We start from the raw sequence: 15,009 nt of genomic DNA, 5'->3' as shown, positions 1-15,009 counted from the left end.
TCTCCTGCGCAGTTGTTGACCCGATCGGGCTCATGACGCGGAGGTAGGCACCACCTCACCGTCTGGAGGGCGTGACGCTGCGTGGTCGGCGGCCGTCCGTCCTGCGCTCCGGGACTTCGGACCCTTGCCCGGGGGGTCTCCCGCCCTAGCGTCGGGAGCGGACGCCGGAGCGTCGGCGTCCGGACGCCGGTCTCCGCGGCCGGTCGCTCCGGGGAGTCCCCATGACCGCGCCCGTCGACCACCCCAGGCCCTCCACCGAGGACCCGCAGCCGGCCGTCGACCACGAGGCCGACCACACCGCCGAGGACGACTACGCGACCCGGCCCGGCATCGAGGACCGCACCTGGCTGCTGGCCGGGGCGGTCATCGCCTTCATCGTGCTCGCCTTCGTCGGGATGATCGTCCTCACCGCCCTGGGCGGCGGCACCGACTACGTGCCGTGGGGCGAGTGACCCCTCGGCGGAGGCGTCACTGCTGGGCGGCGAACCGCTCGTCGAGCAGGCGGTTGACGCAGCTCTCCGCCTCGTCGACGGCGGAGGCGTTCTGCGCGCTCGGACACCGGTCGAAGGAGCTGCGGGCCACGCCGAGCGCGATGTAGGCGACGGAGATGTCGTAGTCGAGCTGGTCGAAGCTGCTGACGGTCGGGCTCATGACGACCTCCTGGCGATCGGTGCCTGCGACCTGCACGTTAGGTCGCGGGTATGACGTTTCCGCTGCCCCGATGTCATCGGCGGATGCCGATCCGTCCCATCCGGCACTCCCTCCCCCTACCGTCGGCGCCGACCCACCGGAGGACGACGGGAAGGCGATCCCATGACCGCTACGACCACCCTCACCAGGGAGCGGACCGACCTCATCGAGTCGCTGCGGCGGCACCGGGCGTTCCTGCGGTTCACCGTCCGCGACCTGACCGACGAGCAGGCGCGGCGGCGGCCGACCGCCAGTGCGCTCGACCTGGCCGGCCTGGTCAAGCACGTGGCGGCCACGGAGGCCGGCTGGGTGCGGTTCGCCGAGGGCGGCGCCGAGGCGATGAACCGCAACTGGGGCCCCGACGCCGCGACCCGGCACTGGCACCTCGCGCCCGGGGAGACGCTGGCGGACGTGCTGGCCGAGTACGAGGCGGTGGCCGCGCACACCGACGAGCTCGTCGCCACGCTGCCCGACCTGGACGCCGACCACGCGCTGCCGGAGGCCCCCTGGTTCGAGCCGGGCGCCCGCTGGTCGGCCCGGCGGGTGTTCCTGCACGTCATCGCCGAGACCGCGCAGCACGCCGGCCACGCCGACATCCTGCGCGAGTCGATCGACGGCCAGAAGACGATGGGCTGAGCCGCCCGTCCTCAGCGGTCCACGTATCGGTCGGTCTCCACCGTGAACTGGCCGGTGGCCGTGTTGGCGTCGACGAACTCCGGCAGCAGCGGGATCCGCACGGTCACCGTGGCGCAGACGGAGAACTCCTCCCCCGGCGCCAGCGTCGGCGCGTACCCGCCCCGCGCCGTGTCGCACGCGACGCCGGCCGGGACGAAGGACAGCCGCAGGTCGGTGGCGGCCACCGCCTGGTCCTCGACCGCCAGCTGCGCAGCACGATCGGCCCGCGCCAGCCCGGAGGCGACGTCGGGCGCGGTGGCCAGCGCCCGCCCGGCCTCCCGCGCGGCCGCCGTCGCGGCGAACACCCCCCGCTGAACCGCGGAGAAGCCGGCGACGACGTAGACCAGCGGCACGAACACCACCAGCGCGACGAACACGAACTCCACGATCGCCGACCCGCGCTCCCCCGAGCCCAGCCGCGCCCGCAGCCACCTCACGCCGTCTCCTCTACCGCTCGGCCGGTGACGTCCAGCGGCAGCACGTCGCCCAGCCCGGCCAGCAGCGCCGGCACCGCCCCGGTGCAGCGCACGCTCACCAGCACCAGCCCGGAGCCGTCGACCTCCTCGGCCGCGGTGCACACCAGGCCCTCGGCGGTGCCGGCCGACGTCGCCCGCGCCACCGCGGCCAGCGTGCGGCCGGTCGCGGCGGTGGCGGGCACGTCGGCGTTGGCCGCGTACCGGGCGCCCTCCTGCGCGCTCGCCGTCACCACGTTGCGCACGTGCACGTAGACGGCCACCTGCAGCACCGCCAGCAGCAGCACGACGACCAGCACCGAGACCAGCACGAAGTCGACGACGGCGCTCCCCCGCTCGCGCAGCGGCCCCTCCGCAGGGTCGCGCCGCGCGCCTGCGAGTGGCGGGACCCTGCGGAGGGGTCTTTCAGCCACCGCTCGTGACGGAGGCCAGCGCGTTCTGCACCGCCGACACGATCGCCTCGCGGAACGGCACGAGGATGGCCAGCACGAGCGCCGCCGTCATCACGGTGATCATCACCCAGCCGGGCACGTCGCCCCGCTCGGGATCGTCGTCCTCCAGCCGCGCGGCCACCACCCTCGTCAGGGCCAGCGTCATCGTGAGCAGCCAGGTCCAGGCCCGCATGCGTCGTCCTCCTCCGTTGTGCACCGGCGCTCAGCGCGCCAGCGAGACGATGCTGATCAGCCCCGGGAACAGTGCGAACAGGACGGTGACCGGCAGCACCAGGAAGACGACCGGCACCGCAAGCGTCAGGTCCTACCTGTCCACCCTTAGACCCTGGCTAGATCGGGGGGTTGAGACCAACATCCGACACATGGGGGTTGCCATCCTCGAGCTCGCCAACTTGGCAGTAGCCACGGGTGCGATGCTGCTCCCCGAGCTTCATCGCCATCTTGACCGCATACGTCGCCAGCCGACTGCCCAGGGGGCACTTATTGAGTTGCACCGGGTGCTTCATCAGTGGGCTACGGCGGCCGAGGATGTCAACCGCCTCTACGAGGGATACCTGCGCGATGGCGGAGGACCCTTCGATGACTTCGACAATACTGACCGTCAGGCGACGTATATGCGGATGTACGAGGATCTAGTCGGCGAGTCCGAGGACGCAAGGTCCCACCGATCCCAAGGCCGACAATCGCCTGGCGTCGTCGACGTCCTAGCGACGTATGCCCCACAGCTCGCGGCTGATATGAAACACATAGCAGACGAACGCTACCGCCAACATCAAGGCGTAACGGAGCTACTGCGCGACTACTCACAGAATGTTGCCACTCTCTCGCCGGGAGAACTTGCGGCGACGGCGACTCGACTGCGAGCCCTCGCGAACGAATTGGGGGCGTTTATCCGAGCAAACTTTCCTGCCAGCGCCCTCTAGTTCTTGACGAACCAAAGGCGCAGGAGGATTGATCCGCTCGTACTGGCGACATCAAGGCGGCTCCGGTAGCCCGACAACGGGACATAGATGTGAGCACCGCTTCAAGGGGATTCCGTAGAGCCGAGCTGGCGCCACCGGATGTCACCCGTCCCGCCCCGGGGACTTCACGACCAGGGCGGGGCGGGTTAGCGGGCGTCCTACCGCGACGCCGTCTCGGTCAAACTCTCAAGGCACTCGCCGATCGCCTCGTGCAGCGCGCGCAACCTCTCCACGTCGGTGCGGTGGCGAGCCCAGTCGCGGAACAGCGAGTCGATGCGCCGGGTGCGCTCGTAAGCCTCGTTGGACCGTTCATGCGCTGCGGCGTTGACCAGTTCGGCCCGACCTCGGCCGCCGACCCGGCTGCCGTCCCGCCGGCAAAACTGCTCGACGTAGGCCGCGCCACGAGGGCTGCGGACACGTACTGAGATGAACGGCCCGTCGGCGCGGACGACGGTGCCGGCGGTTTGTCGTGGCCGGCTCATGTCGGCGCCGGTCTCGATGGTGACCGGATCGCCGGGTACCAGGGCGGCAAGCTGCTCAACGGTCAGCCGGTTCTCGACGCTCACGGTGCTCGTCCTTCGATGCTCGTCTGCACCGGGGACGTGTCGGCACTGCGCCGAGCGCGTCGGGAAGAAGCCGCGGCTGCCGTCCAGGATAGGCGCCGCCGAGCACTGGGCGGCCGTTACGTCACAGCGAAATGCACAGCCTGTGGATCATGCCGCTGGGTTGAAGTCAGCCGTGCGGCGCGGTTTCGTCGAGTGGGGCGTCGATGGCTGGGCGCCGCGGTTGGGGCACGAGTGCTTCGAGCACCGGGTCGGTGAGATCGTGGCCGCCAGCAACCTCGACGGTGGCTTTCCGCTCGAACCACACCTGACCGCGGTGGCGCCCCGCAGCGGCGGTAGGACCTGTCACGGTCAAGGTCGACCAGTCCGGTGTCGCACCCGCTGCGACAGCCATGAGACGAAGTTGTCCGCATAGGCTGGCAGCGGCTCGGTCGGGGTTGTCGTACGGCAGTGCGGCTGCCGCCGTGTACTCCACCAGCAAAGGATTACGGGAGCTGCCATCGCGGCGCAGTCCCCCAGCTCGGCTCCTTACCCGTTTGGGGTTACGTCAGCGCCAGCCGAATCCATCGTCCCCCTTCGATGGGAACGGACGGTGTAGTTTCTGCTTCCCAACTCGACGGGGAGCATGATGAGCGAGCCACACGACCCTGCCCAGCCGCCACAGCCGCCGCCCGACCGCAGGTCGCCCTATCAGCAGTGGGGGCCGCCGGAGGGCTCGCCGGCTCCGCCCCCGCCACCACACTGGCGGGCTGGCCCGCTTGGACCTCCCCCACCTTCAGGTCCGCCTCCTGCCCAGCAGTGGCCGCCCGCCTCGCCCAGCGGCCCAAGGGTGAACAAGCCGTTCTATATGTACCGGCGGTTGTGGGCAGCTGTCGCCCTGGCCCTCGTCTTCGTCATCGCCGGAATCGTTGGTGGGCAGGCATCCGACGACGATCCAATGACGGCCGCGAACTCGGAGCAACCGACCGTCTCGGCCTCATCCTCGCCCCGCACCCCTTCAACGTCGGCTTCGACTAGCTCGGCCCGGCCGACGCCTACAACTTCGACTCCCAGGACCTCGACTCCACCACCTCCGCCACCACCTCCGCCGCCGCCGCCGCCGCCGGAGCAGTACTCAGGCGTCGGCACCTCCGTCGTCACCCTGACCGCCACCGACCCGCGGGCCGCCACCATCACGCACAACGGCAACCGCAACTTCGCCGTCTGGGCGGTGGACGCCCAAGGGCAGGACCTAGACCTCCTCGTCAACGAGATCGGCTCCTTCTCGGGAGTCCTGCCGCTGAACTTCTTCGAAGGTCAGGAGGCGGCGGCCCTGCGAATCGAGGCGGACGGCCAGTGGACGGTTAGTTCCGCAGCATTGTCCACGGCGCCTCGATGGGACGGGATTGCGCCGTACGCGGGGCAGGGGCCGAGCGTCGTGCTCGTCGCGGGTGTGGCGGAGGGCCTTACGCCAGTTACCTTCACGCACCAGGGCGAATCAAACTTCGCTGTGCACGCGATCGGCGACTCGCGGTCCCTGCTGGTCAACGAGATCGGCGCCTACTCGGGCGAGACGCTTATCCCGGCCGGCACGGTGGTGATCACGGTCACGGCTGACGGGCCCTGGACCGTGGCCAAGTCCTGATGATGAACCCCCCGGGCTGAGCCACAGCCCGGGGGTTTTGCCGGCGCAGCCAAAGGCACTAACTGATCACTCGAGAAGTCGCACCCCGCTCCAGCTGCACCGACAGCAGGTGCTGACCCAGCCCGTAGTCGTGCCGCTGGGCGCCAGGTGACGGCGGCGCGCCAGCCCAACCCGTCGTCACACAGGCGCCAAGCAGTCTGTCCCCCGGGCCACCATTTGGCCGTCGCTAAGGACCAGGACGTCGGCAAAGGGTCGAAGCGGCGCTCCTCAAGCAGACGGATGGAGATGACCACGACGCCGGTGTAGCCGGTCACCCGTACAGCCACGCCGAGTGACGCATCCGAGTGACATGGCGTGACTAACTCGTTCACGATGGCCCATCGTCCTGTGACCCTGACCACATGTCATACACGGCCACTGCCGCACTGCCCTATCCCGATTTAGACCGGGCGGTCAATGCGCTGCGTGGTCAGTTGCGCGAGATCCTGGCGACGCAGGACAAGGTCGCGGATTGGTCGACGCTTGAGGTCATCGGGCCGACGGAAGTCGTTGGGGCGTCAGGCCGCGTCTGGTACCGCTGGGCGGCTACGGTCGGGGGGAAGTAGCTCGGCCGACCGGAATCAGTGAGTCGCGATCAAGGCTGGTCGTGGCTGACCGGTGCTCCAGGACCTCAGGATCTCAGCGGGGCGCGCTCACGGGACGTGACCGCTTGGAAGCCGATACGCGGCCCTCGTTGCACGCTCAAGCAGCAGCCGCTCTAGTGGATCGCCGAGCACATCGCCGTGCTCCGCAGACAAGGCGCGCCGGGCCTCCCGCCACGCATGGAGCCGGCCGAGGGAATCCCACCGCTCCACCTCCTACACCGACGCATGATCCTTGAGCGGCGGCACCGACCACTCCTCCGGCACGAATTGTTGCAGACGCAGCGGCGCGTTCACCGCCACTGGCTCCGCGCGCCGCCTCACCGCTCACCCACCCGGGTGCCCCGTCCCTCGGGCGCAGGCGGTTGACCCCGGGTGAGGGCACCGGTACCTCTCCGCGGCTGGAACGGTCGCCCTGTGTCCGCAGTGCCCACGCCGGGGGCTGCTTGGCGGCCCGGTCCTCGTCCTCGATCAGCGCGGCACGAAGGGTCAGGGTTTGCAGCGCCACCCGCTCGCGGGCCGGCAGCCCGGGCAGCAACGACGTGTGGCTGTCCCGCCACGCTGCCCGGGCCCGGAGGAAGGCGGCGAACTCGTCGGCGTCCCACTGCACCGCCCACGGCATCGGCCGCCCGTGAGGGCCGATCGGCGGTGCCTGCGAGGGGACGAACCGCAGCAGCTCCTGCGGCGGCTCAGCGTCGGTAGCCGAGGCCGGCACCGACCGTTCCCGGCGGCGCATCAGACCGCGCCCCGAATGCCGTAGGTGCCGCGGACGCCGGTACGGCGCTGAGGACGGGCGCCGGCCTGCTGGTCGCCGTCCTCGCCCGCCGGCAGCCGCAGTGCGGCCAGCAGCCGCGCCAGAGCGATCCGCTGCTGACGGGCCTCAGTAGTCCCTCACCAGCCGACCAGGCAGTCGCGTCCCTAAGCGGCCCACTAAGGGGCACCAGGTCGTCAAAGACTCGTTAGGCGTTGCTTCCGCCGGCGTCGCGCCAGAACCAGGAGCAGTTCAGCAACCATCGACCCTACGAAGACGATGGCCGCCCAGAGCCATGCGCCTTGAGCTAGCAAGGTGACTGCGCCGATAGTGCCCGCCACGCTAAGCAGGAGCGCTGGCCAATCGACGGTCCCCTGGAGCTGGCTCATATCGGCCATGATTCGTTCCCAAGATCACTGGGGCAAGTCGCCGTCGCCGCCTGACACCTGAGCGCGTGGGAGCCAGTCTCCAAGGTCAAGCAGGTGGGCGCCCCTGAGCGGCCCACTTCGGGACACCCGCCAGAAGCAGTGAGCGCACCGGGACTGCGTGTCAGCGGACTTTTACTGAGCGGGCTTGCCGCTGCGTCTCCCTCGTCTTTCACCCACTGTCGAGCCTGGTCCTGCAGCGTCTGTGTCACCCTCCGCGGCATCCTCAGTCATCCAGAGCGGTGCCCCGCGGTAGCGGGCGTCGTAGTCCGCATGGGCACGGTCAACGTTTGCCTTGCTGTCAAGGACGACCTGGTATTCACCGTGGGGCAGGGCTGCCCACAGGTCATTGACGAACCGCACGTAGCCGTCATCGTCGGTCTCGACGTAGACGCGAACCAGTCTGCGAGGCATGTGACGACGGTGAGGCGCGAGCGTTCGGGCGATCGTCCGCCGTGGTCCGTGGAGCGCTGCCGCAGCGGCTGGGGGTGGTTGCACAGGCCGACCGGGGCTGTAACCCTTAGCGGCCCACTTGGGGACACGTCGGCCAGGATGGTCGTGGTCCGCTGGCTGCAAGCTGACTCGTCGGTAGCCGCCTGAGCGGGTTTACTCTGCTCGGGATGACCGAGCTCATAGGCGTGCTGGTCACCGCCGCCGTAACGCTCGTCTCCACGCTTCGGTGGCCGACTCTGCGTCGGCGGGTCCGAGATCACGTCGCCTTGCTCAAAGACATGCCGACAGAAGATCTGGCTGCGCCGCTGAGATCACTGCTCCAACGCGAGGTCCAGAAGCTGGTGGAGCGCGACTCGAGGCATCTAGACCCAAGGCAGGACCGCCTGCTTCAGGGTCGGCGCGTCCTGCTTACGTTTGTCGTTGCGGCCACGGCGGTCGCGTTGGTGGCCTATGGGTCCGAAGCAGACATTCAGCTGCCGGGCTGGCTGTTCTTCAGCGGATGGATAGTGCTGATGTTGGGCTTGGTGGCCCTAGTCTTGCTCGCAATCTTGTTTGTCCGAGAGCGGCTCCGTGAGCGGCGGTGAGCTACGCGATTGCGGTCCAGGGACGTCAAGGAACAAATCCCTCAGGACATCGGCTAGAGCGCTGTCCTCTCGCTGGCATGGACGGGTCGTCGACTTTGCGGCCAGATCGTGCCGATCGCCCCGCCAGATTGCGCTGATCCGTCCCTGAAGCCGCCTTCAGGGACAGCGGAGGCACTCATCGAAGCCCACACGGGCGGGCCCAGTCAGCGCGTCGGGCCACAGGCCCGCCGCCAGTCCGCAGCTAGTCCGCAACACCTCCGTCTGGGTCACGTCAGCGCCACCCACCACCAACGTTGAAACCGCAGGTCAGAGCCGTACTGGCGTCCTTAGGCGCTGGTCCGGGCGGACCCCGAAATCATGTCCGGGATTACGACGTGCAGCCGCGAGCCGTCGGGCAGCATCGCGTCGACGAAGGGCTGGCTGATGTCGATGCGCCGTCCCGAGCTGCGCAGCATCCGCTCGACCAGGTCGGCCAGCTCGCCGGCGCCGAGGATCGTCGTGGTCAGCTCGCTGCGGCCGCGGCGGGCGACTAACACCCGGCCGGGCTCGTTGACCCAGATCTTGCCACGCATCCGCAAGTGCCACGGTCAGCCGATCGAACTTGCGGGCTGAGCTGCGAGAACGTGCTAGCTGTTGCTGACAGTTGACGGCCAGAGATGGCAGTTCTGCGGACTATCTGCGGACCGACAGCCTGTGGAAAGAGAACGGCCCCCGTCCGGTGGGTGAACACCGGGCGGGGCCTTGAGCCCCACCCTGACCAGGAGGCCGAGGACCCACGTACATCAGCACGGATCGCGGCTCAAGAATCGGCGTTGTCGCCGCGCAGATCGCGCAGCCCTGGTCCTTCATCGACGACGCCGGCGTCCTCGCCGTCTCGTCCGCACTTGACGAGGCCGGACACCGGCAGGCCATCGCCGACGCGCGGGAGCGTGGCATCCGCGTGTGAGCGGGTATCAGGTAAACGACTGCGCCCCCCGGTTCGAGAACTAGCCAGGGGGCGCTGTCACGTCGGGGAGGGGGGTCAGCTGAGCTCGTCCTTGGCCGTCAGCTTCCAACCCTCGGGGGTCTCGCGAAAGGCCTCAATCCAGTTCACGCTGCTGCCGCTGAAACCGTCGTCGTAATCGCCCGGGTCGTCGCGGGCGATGAGGACAGGAAAGCCTTCGAGCGAAATGAGGTGGTCGTCCACGGCGACGAAGCTGTCGGTGACTACCTGGAAGTGCCGGTTGTCCCGGACAGTCTCAGCGTCCCATTCCTCCGCCATCGCAGCCTCACACGACGAAGCGCCCCAGTAGTCCCAGACGTGGGCCCAGGTCTCGTCGAGGTAACTGCAGGCCGTCTCGAAGTCGCCCGCGAGGCCGGCGTCCATGTACCCCTGCATGGCAGCCTCGGGGGTCTCGGCACCACTGCTTCCACAGGCGGTCAGGGTCAAGGCCGCTGCCGTCGTCATCAGCGAGGCGGTGTAGCGGATCCGCATGTCGTGTTGCTCCTCGTCTTTTCGGCCCAATCGCCGACGGCTTTGTTGCCCCGCCAAGGATCACAACTAGTAAGCGGAGTCATACGGAGAGTCGGCAGTGGGATGCGGAAGATCCAGTTCCATGGCACGGGATCACTCCGTCGAGGGAGGCGCCTCAGCCTTCGCTGCCGTCATTGGTGTCTTGGTCGACTAGCCGTACCTGCTCCGGCCTCACTGACGTCAAGTGCCGCCCCCAGTCGTGGTCATGGAGCCGTCGCCAGGTGACCGCCGCCCGCCAGCCGAAGCCGTCGTCGCACAGCCGCCATGCCGTCTGATGACCGGCCCACCATTGCCCGTCGGCCTGGACCTCGACGTTGCGGGGCGGGTCGAAGACGCGTTCCTCGAGCAGGCGAACGGTGGAGCTCACCCTCAGGGTGTAGCCGTCGCCTGAGACGCCCCACGCTAGACACCCCGCAGGAGTGACGTCCTGTGAGCGACCCGTATCCGTTTCGGCGCTGCGGTCGCCGCAGTGACGTGGTGACCTACTGGGCGGCGGCAGCGTTGTCGTACAGCGATCGCGAGCGTGAGACTGCAGGGCTGCGAAGCCAGCTTCGTCTCAGGGCGGTCGCCGATGGAGCTGTCCCTGACTAGTCGAACATTGACGATCGAGGGCCCAGTTGAGGTAGTTGGGCGACACGACATCGTGTGGTTCGAGTGGTCAGGCAGCGTCGAGGCGGAGCGACCGCCGCTCGGCGGGCAGTAGGCGGCCCCACACGCATCGCGCTCGCCGGCGGCCACCGGCGTAGGCCAGGCAGGCCTTCAGGGAGGGATGAACTGTGCACGCGTCGAGCGCTATTCGCGCCGGCGCCGCCGACCTGGAGGCCGAGAGCAGGCGGATCGGCACAGCCACAGTTCTATGTCACTCGTGCGGTTGATCGTCAATCACATGCACGCCGTGTCACCGTCCTCCGGTGTCTCGCCGCCTACTTGTCGTCACCACCCTCGCTCTGCCGGTCCTGGCGGGCTGTGCACTCTTCGACAAGCAACTGTCGCCGGTCGCCCAAGAGGACTACCTGGTTGACGTTGGGATGGCCGGCGTTGGCTATCCCGTTTGGGGCGAGGAAGAGGTGCTTGAGGCTGGATACGCCGTCTGCGACGGCTACCGTGACGGGTATCGCATCTTTGAGTCAGCGGATGCTCTCAGCCTTTCTCAGGGCATCGATTTTGGAGACGCTCTCGTACTGGCTACGGCGGCTGCTCAGCATCTCTGCCCAGACGCTCACGCAGAGTTTGAGTGATTAGCCGCGGCGAAGGCGTGCCGCAACTAGTTCACCGAGTAGAGGGTGCAGCCAGGCTGATGGGCGCAGACTGTCATTGGCCCAGTGTGGAAAGCACCTTGGGCAACGAGGTGGCGAAGTCCGGGTGCAGGTCAATGCGGTGAAGGTCAGCCACAGTCACCCACGCGATGCCCGGGACTCGGCACACAACCACAATCGGGACAGGTCGAAGCCGGCACCTGCGTCGGCCGTGACGGTGGTGAACGCCCACCCGCCGTGCCGGTCCACGCAAGGCCGGCCCGAGACGACGTCGCCCGGCCGCAGCGCGGCTCGTGGGCTCAGCCAGGCGCAACTCGGCCAGCAGGTGGCGGAACTCGGCTACCCGATGGAACAACCCACCGTCTACAAGCTGGAGAAGGGCACCCGCCCGATCCGGGTCAACGAGATCGAAGCCGTCGCGACGATCTTCGGCGTCGACATCGCCGAACTTCTGACCCCGTGGGTCAACGAGGACCACCACGTCGCGCGCATGAACCTGGCGAAGGCCAAGGAGCAACTGACGGAGGCCAACCGGCGGCTCGAGGCGCCGACGCTCAGGCGGCGGACGCCCAGCGAGAGCTAGAGCAGGCGCGCGCAGCCCGCGAGGAGGCGTTCCAGCAGTGGGGCCAGGCCCTCGCGCAGGTCAACGAGTGGATCACCGTTCGTGGGTAACATCGCACGCCGGCCGAACGGCAAGTACCGGCCGCGGTACCGCGACGAGAACGGCAAGGAGCACGCCCGGCACTTCGACCGGAAGGTCGACGCCCAGCGGTGGCTCGACGAGATGACCGCAGCCCGGGTCACCGGCCAGTACGTCGACCCGGCCGCCGGGAAGATGACTTTCCGCGCCTACTTCGCCGACTGGTAGCAGCGCCAGGTGTGGGCGCCGGGGACGGTCACCCACATGAACCTCGTGGCCCGCTCGGTGCCGTTCGGCGACCTCCAGTTGAAGAACATCCGCGGGTCGCACCTTGAGGCTTGGGTCAAGCAGATGCATGTCGACGGCCTGGCTCCGCGGACGATCGCCAACCGGTTCACTGCGGTCCGCACGATCTTCCGTGCCGCCGTGCGCGACCGGCGCATCCCCACTGACCCGACCGTGGATGTCAGCCGGCCACCGAAGAAGCCGACCAGCCGCGAGCAGCAGGTCGAGGTGCCCACTCCGGAGGCGGTCGCCGAGCTGTTGTCGGCGACGGAGCCGAGGATGCGCGCGTACATCGGCGTCTGCGCCTTCGCCGGCCTACGCCTGGGTGAGGCGTCCGCACTGAACATCGACGCAATCGACTTCCTGAAGCGCACGCTGCGGGTCGAGCGGCAGGTGCAGTACAAACCGAAGTTCGGCGCCGAGGTGAAGGACCCAAAGCACGCGTCCAAGCGCGAGGTCTACATCGCCGACGAGCTCGCCGAGATGCTCGCCCGGCACATCAAGGAGCACGGCGCGGCACCGTCCGGATGGCTGTTCCACAACGGCGCGGACCGACCGCTCCCCCCGTCGACCGTGGACTCGTGGTGGCAGCGAACCGTGAAGGCGGCCGGGACCGCTGGACTGCACATCCATGGCCTGCGGCACTTCTACGCCAGCGGCCTGATCGCCGCCGGCTGTGACGTCGTCACCGTCCAACGCGCCCTCGGCCACGCGAAGCCGTCACTGACCCTGGACGTCTACAGCCACCTGTGGCCGACCGCTGAGGATCGGACCCGCAAGGCGTCGTCGGCGATGCTGCGCGACGTCCTCGGGCACGGTGCGGACTCCGTGCGGACTGAGGGGGTGAACTGATGTCCTGACCAGGCATAACGGCTGTAAGGGGTAGTTGACCCAGATCTCCTCGACCTCGGGGTCGTCGAGGTGGCGCTGCAGCGGCCCGAACCCGGCCACCCGGTCCAGCACGTCGCGCACCACCGACTCGGCGTCGCCGATCGGCGGCAGCGCCGAGGTCAGCGACCGCTCGGAGTAGTCGGCGATGACGTCGCGCACCAGCACGCGGACCGGCGCAGGGTCGCTGAACGGGTCGAGCCCGCGACGCCGGACGAGCTCGCGGACCTCGCCGTCGACGACGTCGAGAGCGCTCGTCACAGTCGGCATTGCACCCCCGTCTCGCCTGCCCGACCCCGTTCGGGACGACGGGACGATAAGGAGACGCACGGGTTCCGCAGGAGGCTCGTCAGCCGATCTGTGGACAGCGCGTGCGCGGCCGGTGCCCACCGCCACCTGGCCGGGTGACCCGCGGCCACCCGGCGGGCGGGTGCGCTGACGCAGCGTTCTGATGCCGGGATGCGGCGTCAGCGCACCCGCTCAGCGCAGCAGGTCGAGCACCCGGCCCGCGGACTGGTTCGCCTGGGCGAGCATCGCGGTCCCGGCCGAGGCCAGCACCTGGCTCCGGGTCAGCGCGGTGACCTCGCCGGCCACGTCGACGTCGCGGATCCGCGACTCCGCCGCCGTCGCGTTCTCGATCGACACGTTCAGCCGGTCGACCCGCGAGGAGAACCGGTTGTCCATCGCGCCGACGTAGGCCCGCAGGTCCGACACCCACCCGATCGCCCGGTCGATCGCCCGGAGCGTGCCGGCGGTCCCGGCGTCCCCGGCGTAGTACGGCGTCATCGCCCGGGCGTCGGCGGCGGTCGAGGTCGGCCCGGGCGTCGGCGCGGTGAGGACCAGCCCGGTCGCGGTCGCGACGAAGGGGCTGAAGGTCGTGCCGAGGGCGGCGATGGCCGCGGTGTCGAGCCGGTCGATGCGGTCCTGCACCGTGACGGCGCCGGTGTAGTCCACCGAGCTCAGGTCGAAGGTCCGCCCGCCGTAGGTGACCGTGCCGACGAGCGCGTCGTAGCTGCTGGCGTACGCGTCGGCGGAGACGTAGTCGCCGGCCAGCAGGAGCCGGCCGGCCGAGGGCGTGTTGCGGGCGGCGGGGACGGCGGCGTCCACCGTGGCGGCGGCCCCGCCGGTGTACCGCGGCGTCAGGGCGGCGGCGTCGGCGGGGAGCGACGCCGGGCCGGGCGTCGCGCCGGTGAACACCAGGCCCGAGCCGGACGCGGTGAAGGAGCCGGCACCCAGCGCGGCGTCGAGCCGGTCGAGGTGGTCCTGCGCCGTGACCGCGCCCGTCCAGTCGACCACGCCGAGGTCGAGGGTGCGCCCGTCGTACTCCACCGTCCCGGTCAGCGCGCGGAAGGCGGCGCCGGAGGTGTAGGTCCCCGCCAGCGTGAGCCGGGCGGGCGCCGGCGTGCCCGGCTCCACGGCGACGGCCGGGTCGAGCGTGTGCTGCAGGCCGAGCCCGCCGGTCAGGTCGACGTCGGAGAGCCCGAGCCCGGCGACGTCCACCGCCCGGCCGGAGACGGCGAGGACGACGCGCACGGTGTCCCCGGCCCCGGCGCCCGCCTGGAACAGCCGGTCGTAGGTGCCGTCGAGCAGGCGGATGCCGTGGGACGACGTCCGGGCCGCGACGTCGTCGATCTCGGCCTTGAGCTGCTCGAACTCCGCGCGGACGGCGGCCGTCGCCTGCGGGCCGAGGAGCCCGGAGTTGCCGCCCTGCACGGCGAGGTCGCGCATCCGCCGCAGCATCGCGTGCACGCCGTCGAGCGCGGCGTCGGCGGTGCGCAGCAGGCCGACGCCGACCTGGGTGTTGCGCACGGCCTGGGTCATCCCGCGCACCTGGGCGCGCAGGCCCTCGGAGACGCCGAGCCCCGTGGCGTCGTCGGCGGCGGTGGCGATGCGGAGCCCGGAGGCCAGCCGCCGCAGCGACGTCTCCACGGACCGGTCCGTCTGCGCCAGCGCGCGCGAGGCACCGAGCGCCGCCACGTCCGTGGCGATACCCAGACCCATCTGCGCGCCTCCGTGCCGTCCGGGCCCGCTGCGTCCGTGCGGCGGGCACCTCCTGTCACAACGGCACCATGCGGCCCGTCCTGGACTCGAATCCGTCGGATCGTCGACCCGATCGACGGTGTGCGCCGAGGGG

18 protein-coding genes are annotated in these 15,009 nt (G+C 69.6%); 9 read left to right on the top strand and 9 right to left on the bottom strand.

The features are described 5' to 3' along the window. Positions 1 to 221: 221 nt before the first annotated feature. A complete protein-coding gene (locus HLV61_RS00500; RefSeq protein ID WP_369251874.1) occupies positions 222 to 452 on the top strand; it encodes a hypothetical protein in 231 nt (76 codons plus the stop codon). 16 nt (positions 453 to 468) lie between these two features. Here the strand turns inward: HLV61_RS00500 and HLV61_RS00495 are convergent, their stop codons facing one another. Beyond that, the gene (locus HLV61_RS00495) at positions 469 to 651 is read right to left on the bottom strand and encodes a hypothetical protein (protein WP_369251872.1); all 183 of its coding nucleotides are present in this window, start codon (positions 649 to 651) and stop codon (positions 469 to 471) included. Positions 652 to 813: 162 nt separating this feature from the next. Between HLV61_RS00495 and HLV61_RS00490 the strand changes: the two genes are divergently transcribed. Continuing rightward, complete coding sequence (locus HLV61_RS00490) at positions 814 to 1,326, top strand: DinB family protein (protein WP_369251870.1); 513 nt, start codon at positions 814 to 816, stop codon at positions 1,324 to 1,326. Between the two features lie 11 nt (positions 1,327 to 1,337). Here HLV61_RS00490 and HLV61_RS00485 read toward each other — a convergent pair whose 3' ends face one another. From HLV61_RS00485 to HLV61_RS00470, 4 genes are all read right to left on the bottom strand, one after another. Next, positions 1,338 to 1,802 carry a hypothetical protein gene (locus HLV61_RS00485; protein WP_369251868.1) on the bottom strand — a complete coding sequence of 155 codons (465 nt, stop codon included), beginning with the start codon at positions 1,800 to 1,802 and terminating at the stop codon, positions 1,338 to 1,340. Then, complete coding sequence (locus HLV61_RS00480; protein ID WP_369251866.1) at positions 1,799 to 2,251, bottom strand: TadE/TadG family type IV pilus assembly protein; 453 nt, start codon at positions 2,249 to 2,251, stop codon at positions 1,799 to 1,801. The genes HLV61_RS00485 and HLV61_RS00480 overlap by 4 nt, the downstream gene beginning before the upstream one ends. After that, positions 2,244 to 2,462, bottom strand: coding sequence for a hypothetical protein (locus tag HLV61_RS00475; RefSeq protein WP_369251864.1), 219 nt, complete (start codon positions 2,460 to 2,462; stop codon positions 2,244 to 2,246). Before HLV61_RS00475 ends, HLV61_RS00480 begins: the two co-directional genes overlap by 8 nt. A gap of 948 nt (positions 2,463 to 3,410) precedes the next feature. Beyond that, positions 3,411 to 3,818 carry a hypothetical protein gene (locus HLV61_RS00470; RefSeq protein ID WP_369251862.1) on the bottom strand — a complete coding sequence of 136 codons (408 nt, stop codon included), beginning with the start codon at positions 3,816 to 3,818 and terminating at the stop codon, positions 3,411 to 3,413. Between the two features lie 826 nt (positions 3,819 to 4,644). Between HLV61_RS00470 and HLV61_RS00465 the strand changes: the two genes are divergently transcribed. The 3 genes from HLV61_RS00465 to HLV61_RS00455 all read left to right on the top strand — a co-directional run bounded on the left by HLV61_RS00465 (position 4,645) and on the right by HLV61_RS00455 (position 8,293). Beyond that, positions 4,645 to 5,439 (top strand): hypothetical protein, encoded by a 795-nt coding sequence (locus HLV61_RS00465; protein ID WP_369251860.1) that lies wholly within the window; start codon positions 4,645 to 4,647, stop codon positions 5,437 to 5,439. 401 nt (positions 5,440 to 5,840) lie between these two features. Next, on the top strand, positions 5,841 to 6,044 hold the full coding sequence (locus HLV61_RS00460; RefSeq protein WP_369251858.1) for a hypothetical protein: 204 nt from the start codon (positions 5,841 to 5,843) through the stop codon (positions 6,042 to 6,044). Between the two features lie 1,832 nt (positions 6,045 to 7,876). Then, a complete protein-coding gene (locus HLV61_RS00455; RefSeq protein WP_369251856.1) occupies positions 7,877 to 8,293 on the top strand; it encodes a hypothetical protein in 417 nt (138 codons plus the stop codon). Between the two features lie 326 nt (positions 8,294 to 8,619). On the opposite strand, the gene HLV61_RS00450 is transcribed toward HLV61_RS00455, so the two are convergent. The 3 genes from HLV61_RS00450 to HLV61_RS00440 all read right to left on the bottom strand — a co-directional run bounded on the left by HLV61_RS00450 (position 8,620) and on the right by HLV61_RS00440 (position 10,173). Further along, positions 8,620 to 8,865, bottom strand: coding sequence for a hypothetical protein (locus tag HLV61_RS00450; protein WP_369251854.1), 246 nt, complete (start codon positions 8,863 to 8,865; stop codon positions 8,620 to 8,622). A gap of 449 nt (positions 8,866 to 9,314) precedes the next feature. Next, positions 9,315 to 9,767 carry a hypothetical protein gene (locus HLV61_RS00445; RefSeq protein WP_369251852.1) on the bottom strand — a complete coding sequence of 151 codons (453 nt, stop codon included), beginning with the start codon at positions 9,765 to 9,767 and terminating at the stop codon, positions 9,315 to 9,317. Between the two features lie 154 nt (positions 9,768 to 9,921). After that, positions 9,922 to 10,173 (bottom strand): hypothetical protein, encoded by a 252-nt coding sequence (locus HLV61_RS00440; RefSeq protein ID WP_369251850.1) that lies wholly within the window; start codon positions 10,171 to 10,173, stop codon positions 9,922 to 9,924. A 544-nt stretch (positions 10,174 to 10,717) separates the two neighbouring features. Here HLV61_RS00440 and HLV61_RS00435 point away from each other — a divergent pair. From HLV61_RS00435 to HLV61_RS00420, 4 genes are all read left to right on the top strand, one after another. Next, entirely contained in the window at positions 10,718 to 11,044 is a 327-nt protein-coding gene (locus HLV61_RS00435) for a DUF732 domain-containing protein (RefSeq protein ID WP_369251848.1), read from the top strand. A 124-nt stretch (positions 11,045 to 11,168) separates the two neighbouring features. Further along, a complete protein-coding gene (locus HLV61_RS00430) occupies positions 11,169 to 11,645 on the top strand; it encodes a helix-turn-helix domain-containing protein (RefSeq protein ID WP_369251846.1) in 477 nt (158 codons plus the stop codon). Positions 11,646 to 11,726: 81 nt separating this feature from the next. After that, the gene (locus HLV61_RS00425) at positions 11,727 to 11,930 is read left to right on the top strand and encodes a hypothetical protein (protein ID WP_369251844.1); all 204 of its coding nucleotides are present in this window, start codon (positions 11,727 to 11,729) and stop codon (positions 11,928 to 11,930) included. 36 nt (positions 11,931 to 11,966) lie between these two features. After that, entirely contained in the window at positions 11,967 to 12,839 is an 873-nt protein-coding gene (locus HLV61_RS00420) for a tyrosine-type recombinase/integrase (protein ID WP_369251842.1), read from the top strand. Positions 12,840 to 13,355: 516 nt separating this feature from the next. Here the strand turns inward: HLV61_RS00420 and HLV61_RS00415 are convergent. Continuing rightward, positions 13,356 to 14,876, bottom strand: coding sequence for a flagellin N-terminal helical domain-containing protein (locus tag HLV61_RS00415; protein ID WP_369251840.1), 1,521 nt, complete (start codon positions 14,874 to 14,876; stop codon positions 13,356 to 13,358). Positions 14,877 to 15,009 lie beyond the last annotated feature (133 nt).

The organism is Geodermatophilus amargosae, assembly GCF_041028265.1.
Lineage (GTDB): Bacteria > Actinomycetota > Actinomycetes > Mycobacteriales > Geodermatophilaceae > Geodermatophilus > Geodermatophilus amargosae_A.
Note: the sequence above shows the minus strand (reverse complement) of the source record. Positions and strands in the feature narration are given on the sequence as shown.